6 protein-coding genes, 1 tRNA gene and 1 pseudogene are annotated in these 7,481 nt (G+C 64.3%); 3 read left to right on the top strand and 5 right to left on the bottom strand.

All coding sequences use genetic code 11. From position 1 onward, the window contains the following. The 3 genes from A5636_RS18915 to A5636_RS18905 all read right to left on the bottom strand — a co-directional run. A partial coding sequence (locus A5636_RS18915; protein WP_065160170.1) for an SRPBCC family protein occupies positions 1-422 on the bottom strand: 422 nt, incomplete at its 3' end. 53 nt (positions 423-475) lie between these two features. Further along, on the bottom strand, positions 476-1,480 hold the full coding sequence (locus tag A5636_RS18910; protein ID WP_065160169.1) for a zinc-binding dehydrogenase: 1,005 nt from the start codon (positions 1,478-1,480) through the stop codon (positions 476-478). After that, positions 1,468-1,818: an ArsR/SmtB family transcription factor gene (locus A5636_RS18905; protein WP_253900643.1), complete on the bottom strand. Its 351-nt coding sequence runs from the start codon at positions 1,816-1,818 to the stop codon at positions 1,468-1,470. The genes A5636_RS18910 and A5636_RS18905 overlap by 13 nt, the downstream gene beginning before the upstream one ends. 76 nt (positions 1,819-1,894) lie before the next feature. Between A5636_RS18905 and A5636_RS18900 the strand changes: the two genes are divergently transcribed. Further along, positions 1,895-3,274 (top strand): PucR family transcriptional regulator, encoded by a 1,380-nt coding sequence (locus tag A5636_RS18900; protein WP_155763894.1) that lies wholly within the window; start codon positions 1,895-1,897, stop codon positions 3,272-3,274. Then, entirely contained in the window at positions 3,274-4,044 is a 771-nt protein-coding gene (locus A5636_RS18895; protein ID WP_065160171.1) for an MBL fold metallo-hydrolase, read from the top strand. Before A5636_RS18900 ends, A5636_RS18895 begins: the two co-directional genes overlap by 1 nt. A gap of 20 nt (positions 4,045-4,064) precedes the next feature. Here A5636_RS18895 and A5636_RS18890 read toward each other — a convergent pair. Continuing rightward, positions 4,065-4,135, bottom strand: a tRNA-Cys gene (locus A5636_RS18890). Positions 4,136-4,388: 253 nt separating this feature from the next. Here A5636_RS18890 and aceA point away from each other — a divergent pair. Beyond that, the gene (aceA, locus tag A5636_RS18885) at positions 4,389-6,671 is read left to right on the top strand and encodes an isocitrate lyase ICL2 (RefSeq protein ID WP_065160168.1); all 2,283 of its coding nucleotides are present in this window, start codon (positions 4,389-4,391) and stop codon (positions 6,669-6,671) included. 69 nt (positions 6,672-6,740) lie between these two features. On the opposite strand, the pseudogene A5636_RS26640 reads toward aceA, so the two are convergent. Further along, positions 6,741-7,481, bottom strand: a pseudogene (locus A5636_RS26640) (PPE family protein); the annotation flags it as partial.

Below are 7,481 nucleotides of genomic sequence, written 5' to 3'. Positions count from 1 at the left end.
AGCACGCGCTTGCGCAAGCCGTCCGTGGCGGTCTCCATCAGTCCTTTTGCACCCTTCTTGACCAGAAAGCCCGGTACGCGCACGGTCAGATCGACCGTGAGTTGGAACTTCACCCGCGTGGAGTCCCCCTCGGGAGTCAACGTGTACCGGGCATCCTGAGCTCGTTGGGAGCTGGAACTCACCAGCGTCCAGCTCACGCCGTCATCGTGCACCGAGTAGTCCAACACCTGCTCGTCGCTGACGCCGACGACCTTGACGACCTGTCGTGACTTGGTGGGGTGGCCCTGGTCGTCGCGCTCGAGAACTTCGACCTTGCGATGCGCCGGCGACCACTCGGGGAGAGATTCGAGGTCGAACAATACGTCCATGATCTCGTCGGGCGTCGCCTCGATGACGACTTCGCGGGACTCGGTGACAGCCATGCCCCGTAGGTAACCCCCGCCGCAGCGGCTGAAACAGTCCGCCGCCCCGCACTTCAGGGCACCAGTACGACCTTGCCGATGTTCTCGCGGGCGGCGAGAATCCGATGCGCTTCGGGCGCTTCGGCGAACGGAACTGCCGCATGGACGATCGGCGACGCCGTGCCGTCGTTGAGCGCTTGGGTCAACGGCGTGATCCAGGGCTCGAGCGTGCCGCGGTCGTCCCACAGCTTCAGCATGTTCAGCCCGATGACAATCTTGGACTCCGACAGTTGATCGAGCAGGTTGAATCCGCGCAGCATCGCCGCCGCATGCGGCGCCACTCGGCGCAACGAGCGCTTCTCACCCTCCTGCATGTTGGAGATCCCGTAACCGACCAGCCGCCCACCTGGCCGCAGTAGGCGATAGGACCGTCGTAAAGAGGTGCCTCCCAACGCATCCAGGACGAGGTCGTAGGGTTCCAATCCTTTCCACCACCCGTCGCGGCGGTAGTCGATCGCCCGATGCACGCCCAGTTCGGCCAGTTTGTCGTGTTTGCCGGGGGATGCGGTGCCGTGGATCTCCGCACCGGCAGCCTTGGCGAATTGAATGGCGGCGATCCCGACACCACCGGCCGCCGCGTGAATAAGCACCCGCTCGCCGGCACGAAGCGACCCATAGCCGTGCAGGCCAGCCCAGGCCGTCGAGTAGTTGACCGGCACCGCGGCGCCCTGTTCGAAGCTGAGCGAATCCGGCAGCACCACCGAGTCGGCCGCGGCGACGTTGACGATCTCGGCATAGCCGCCGAACCGCGTGCCGGCCAACACCCGTCCGCCGACCCGACCCGGATCAACCCCGTCACCCACTGCCGCTACGGTCCCGGCCACCTCGTAACCGACGACCGCTGGGGGCTTGGGTGCGTCCGGATACAGACCCACGCGGGCAAGGTGATCGGCGAAGTTGACCCCGGCCGCTCGCACGTCGATGCGCAGCTGACCCGGTCCCGGTGGCGGCGGATCGGGGCGCTCCTGCACTTTCAGGACCGATGGGTCGCCGTGCTTGGTAATCACTACTGCCCGCATGTTTTCTCCTGATCGGGGTTTTCGGGCGGCGGCGCGGCAACGTCGGCACGCCCGGGGAGACAGAGGTTTTCGAAAGGATGCAGCCAGTCGCCCAGTGCCGCCAAGGGTTCTGCTGTCAACCGGTAGATGCGCCGCCGGCCCTGCGGCTCATCGGCGACCAGGCCCGCTTCGCGCAACACTTTCAGGTGTTCGGCGACCGCTGGGCGGCTCAGTTCGAACCGGTCACTGAGTTCACCGGCACACAGGGGCTGTCGAGTCAGGATTTCGAGGAGCTTGCGCCGCACCGGATTCGCCAATGCAACGAAGAGGCGATCACAGACGCGATCGACGGAGGCCACGCCGCAATATATGTAGGAAATTCCCGACATGTCAACGCGGATGCGCGCGCCCATGCTCGCCATTTACCGTCTACACGTGACCACGGACTGTCCAACCGCCGACGACGCTGTCCACGGCAAGGTCGTCATGGTCGCCACCCGGCTGGAACAACAAATCGACCAGATCAGCGCCTCTATCGGGTTAGGCCTCGAGGAGCAGATTCCTGAGCTCAGCGCCGACCCCCACATGGGCGAGATCCTCGACATGAGTGTTCGGACAAATCTGCTGACCGTCCTCGGCAAATTGCGGCACGGTAGTGAGGTCCGCGGGATCAGCGTGCCCGAGCCAGCCCTGGAATACGCCCAGTTGGTTGCTCAGCACGACTTGCCGCTCACGACCCTGGTGCGTGCCTACCGGTTGGGCCAACGCCACCTGACCGAACTGGTGTTTGCCGAGTTGCATGCGCTGGGGGTGGAGCCGAACACCAGGGTGGCGGTGATCGAAGCCATCACCGCCGTGGTTCTCGAGTACGTTGACCAGGTTTCCCAGCAACTGGCCGCAGAGTACGACGACGAGCGTGGGCATTGGCTGGAGAATCAGAACAGCATCCGCGCGATGCGGGTTCACGAGTTGCTGAACGACAACTCCGCCATCGACATTGGCACCGACACCGATTTTGACACCGACATCGACATCGACATCGATGCCGCGTCCGTTGCGCTCCGTTATCCGCTGCACTGGCAGCATCTCGCGGTTGTCGTCTGGTTGCCCAGCACCGACAGCACCGACAGCACCGACAGCACCGACAGCACCGACAGCACCGACGACGAGCTAACCCGGATTCACGGAGTCGTCCGCGACTTGGCCGATTCGGTCGACACCTCGGCCGCCCCGTTGATCACGGCTGCGGACCGGACGAGTGCCTGGATCTGGTTGCCGTTCCACACCGCACCGGGCGATATCACCGCGAAGGTCCGCGACTACGTGATCACTCGAACGGACTCGCTGTGCGTGGCGATCGGCGCGGTCGGGTCGGGTGCCGGTGGATTCCGGCGCTCCCACCGTCAGGCGCAACGCGTGCGATCGGCGCTGCTGACCCGGGCCCGGAAACCACCGCAATCACCGCCGGTGGAACGGGTGGTTGCGGCGGCGACGGATCCGACCGTCATGGCAGCGGGGCTATTTGGCACCAGCGTCGACGAGGTTCGCGACTGGGTGTGCGACGTGCTGGGAGCGCTGGCGTCCGACACCGACGACGATGCCGTGCTGCGCGAGACGCTGCGGATCTACCTGCATAACGACGCTGCCCAGGAGACCGCGGCACAGCAGCTGAACTTGACGTTCAACGCGCTCAAGAGCCGCCTGGAGCGTGCGGTCGCGCGGCGAGGTCGGCCGATCGACGACCGGGTGGACGTAGGACTGGCGCTGTTCGCGTGCCACTGGTACGGCCCGACGGTGCTTCGGGCGACGCCGTAGTGCACCAGCAGTGGGACCGGTTAGCCGACGGCGTGCACCGTTGCCGGCTTCCGTTCTGCGACGTGACGATCGGGTTGGTGTGGGGACCGTCCGGCGCGCTGCTCGTGGACACCGGCACAACGCTCGAGGAGGCCAGCGCCATCGCGTCGGATGTCCGGCAGATCGCCGGCCGCTCGATCAGCCACGTGGTGTTGACGCACCAGCACTTCGACCACGTACTGGGTTCGTCGGTGTTTGCCGGGGCAGAGGTGTACTGCGCACCCGACGTGGTCCAATACCTGGCATCAGCTACCGATCAGTTGCGTAAGGACGCGGTAGGTCACGGCGCGGAACCGGATCAGGTGGATCGCGCCATCGCGGCGCTGCGGCCGCCCCAACACGGGGTGCACGACGCCGTGGTCGATCTCGGTGACCGCACCGTATCCGTCACCTACCTGGGTCCCGGCCACACTCGCTCGGACTTGGTGGTGGTAGTGCCTGCGGTCCGCACCGGTGAGCCGCTCGTGCTGTTCACCGGTGACCTTGTCGAGGAGTCCGCCGACCCGGCGATCGACGACGATTCTGATATCGGCGCTTGGCCCAGCACCTTGGACCGATTGCTGAGCCTCGGGGGATCCGACGCTATCTACGTGCCCGGCCACGGACACGTCGTTGATGCCGAATTTATTCGGCGCCAGCAGAGTTGGTTGCGCGCGCGGGTCGTGGAGAACGCTGCCTCCCCGCCTGACGGGCGATTTTCTCCAGGCTCACAGACGGGCCCTGTTCAGTGAACGCCGCGCGGGTCGCGCTGAGCGAGTGACGGGATTCGAACCCGTGTCCACGGCTTTGCAGGCCGCTGCCTAGCCACTCAGCCACACCCGCGCGAAGCATGACTGTGCCAGCACGGGCCGCCGCAAGCCTAGTGTTTTCCTCGCTCTGATCATTTCGATCTCGCTCTGATCATTTCGATCTAGCCCCCTGCGCCGCTTGGGTTTTGCCGAGCCGCAAAGTGCTGACTGCTACATAGCCGGCGCAGTCGGACAGAATTCAACACGCCTCGGCCGGTGATTTAGCTCACTCTGCCGGGGAATACACTCTGTCAGTCAGGGGAGTCGGGGTTGAAAAGGAGCGGGCCATGGCCATCGCCGAAACGGACAATGCGGTCCAGTCGCCATTCGAGCAGGATCTAGCGGCCACCCAGCAATATTTCGAGAGTTCGCGGTTTTCCGAGATCACCCGCCTTTACTCCGCTCGCCAGGTGGTCGAACAGCGCGGCACCATACCCACCGACTACACGGTGGCACGCGAAGCCGCGAGAGCGTTCTACGAACGGCTTCGCGAGTTGTACGACGCCAAGCAGAGCATCACCACCTTCGGTCCCTATTCACCGGGACAAGCGGTGAGCATGAAGCGCATGGGCATCGAAGGGATCTACCTCGGCGGCTGGGCCACCTCGGCCAAGGGGTCCACCACCGAAGATCCCGGGCCCGACCTCGCCAGCTATCCGCTGAGCCAGGTGCCTGACGACGCGGCGGTCCTGGTGCGCGCGCTGCTGACTGCTGACCGCAATCAGGAATATCAGCGCCTGAATATGAGCGAGCGGCAGCGGGCGGCGGCCACGCTGTACGACTACCGACCGTTCATCATCGCCGACGCCGATACCGGTCACGGCGGAGATCCCCACGTGCGCAACCTGATTCGGCGCTTCGTCGAGGTCGGCGTACCCGGCTATCACATTGAGGACCAGCGCCCCGGCACCAAAAAATGCGGCCATCAGGGTGGCAAAGTTCTGGTGCCGTCGGACGAACAGATCAAGCGGCTCAACGCCGCACGTTTCCAGCTCGACATCATGCGGGTGCCCGGAATCATCGTGGCGCGCACCGACGCGGAGGCCGCGAACCTGATCGACAGTCGCGGCGACGAGCGTGACCAGCCGTTCCTGTTGGGCGCGACCAATCTCAACATCCCGTCCTACAAGGCGTGTTTCCTGGCCATGATGCGCCGCTTCTATGACCTGGGCGCCGAGGACATCAACGGCCACCTGTTGTATGCGCTCAGCGATGGTGAATACGCCGCTGCGGACGCTTGGCTGGAGCAGCAGGGGATCCTGAACCTGGTTGCCGAGGCCGTCAACACCTGGCGGGAAGACAGCGAAAAGTCGATCGACGACGTGTACGACGAGGTCGAGTCGCGGTTCGTCGCCGCCTGGGAAGACGACGCCGGCGTGATGACCTACGGCGAGGCCGTAGCCGAGAAGCTCGAATTCAGCGAAAGTGAAGGCGAACCGGCTGGTATCAGCTCCGAGGAATGGCGGACCTTCGCAGCCACCGCCTCGCTGTACGACGCGCGCGCCAAGGCCAACGAACTGCGCGCCGATGCCGCCTGGGATTGCGAATTGGCGAAGACGCCCGAGGGTTACTACCAGATCCGCGGCGGCATCCCGTATGCGATCGCCAAATCCCTTGCCGCCGCGCCGTTTGCCGATATTTTGTGGATGGAGACCAAGACCGCCGATCTTGCCGACGCCCGCCAGTTCGCCGAGGCAATCCACGCGGTGTTCCCCAACCAGATGTTGGCGTACAACCTTTCGCCGTCGTTCAACTGGGACACCACCGGCATGACCGACGAGGAGATGAAGCAATTCCCCGTCGAGCTGGGCAAGATGGGCTTCGTCTTCAACTTCATCACCTACGGCGGGCACCAGATCGACGGCGTGGCCGCCGAAGAGTTCGCCACCAACCTCAAGCAGGACGGCATGCTGGCGCTGGCCAGGTTGCAGCGCAAGATGCGGCTGGTCGAGTCGCCGTACCGGACGCCGCAGACGCTGGTGGGCGGACCGCGCAGCGATGCGGCCCTGGCGGCCTCCTCGGGACGCACCGCGACCACCAAGTCCATGGGCAAGGGCTCGACGCAGCACCAGCATCTCGTGCAAACCGAGGTGCCCAAGAAACTGCTCGAGGAATGGCTCGCAGTGTGGAGCGAGCACTATCACCTGGGCGAGAAATTGCGCGTCACACTGCGGCCCCGGCGTGCCGGTTCGGATGTGTTGGAGCTCGGGATCTACGGCGAGGGTGACGATCAGTTGGCCAACGTCGTGGTCGACCCGATCAAGGACCGGTACGGCCGCAGCATCCTGCAGGTGCGCGACCAGAATACGTTCGCCGAGAAACTGCGGCAGAAGCGCTTGATGACGTTGATCCACCTTTGGCTGGTGCACCGGTTCAAAGCCGACGCCGTCTACTACGTCACGCCCACCGAGGACAACCAGTACCAGACGGCGAAGATGAAGTCGCACGGCATCTTCAGCGAGGTCTATCAGGAGGTCGGTGAAATCATCGTGGCCGAGGTGAACAAGCCGCGCATCGAGGAGCTGCTGAAGTCCGACCAAGAGGCCCTGAAGAAATTGGTCCTCAAGTAGGACTCCCGCTTTCCACAACGGAATTCGCGCCTGCTACGACAGGCGCGAATTCCGTCTGAGGAGAGGGGTTTACGTGGTACCCCGGAAGAACAGCCCGGACAGGTTGTTGCCGATATTCGCAAGGCCCGAGACGAAGCTGTTCACCGCGAGATCCAGCACGCCGGTGTTGGCGAAGCCCGAGATGCCGCTGCCTATGTTGTTGAAGCCGGAGAACAGGCTGCCGTAATTCTGGAAGCCCGACCCTCCGAACAGGCCCGGTGCATTTGAATTGAACCAACCGGACAATCCCGCGCCGTTGTTGGCGAACCCCGAGTTGCCTCCGGCGCCGGAGTTGAAGAAGCCAGACGACGGCGCGATGGTCGAGTTGAGGTAGCCCGGCGCCGGCGGTATGGAGAACCCGGCGATGGTGGTGCTTGGCATGTGGATGCTCGGGATGGTGATCGGTGGCGTGACGAATGCCGCCAGGCCGAACGGGGGAATCTCCAGCGGCGGGGTGGTGAATGCAGCCGTGGTGATGTCCGGCAATATGAATGCGCTGAGCCCGATCGGGTCGATCGTGAATCCCGGAATCGTCACCGGAGCGGTCGTGATATCGGGCAACACCAAGTTGCCCAACCCAATCGGATCGATCGTGAACCCCGGAATCGTCACCGGCGCCGTCGTGATATCGGGCAACACCAAGTCGCCCAACCCAATCGGATCGATCGTGAACCCCGGAATCGTCACCGGCGCCGTCGTGATATCGGGCAACACCAAGTCGCCCAACCCAATCGGATCGATCGTGAACCCCGGAATCGTCACCGGCGCCGT

The sequence above is a fragment of the Mycobacterium asiaticum genome (assembly GCF_001673315.1).
Taxonomy (GTDB): Bacteria; Actinomycetota; Actinomycetes; order Mycobacteriales; family Mycobacteriaceae; genus Mycobacterium; species Mycobacterium asiaticum_B.
This window is presented reverse-complemented; position numbering and strand designations above follow the sequence as displayed.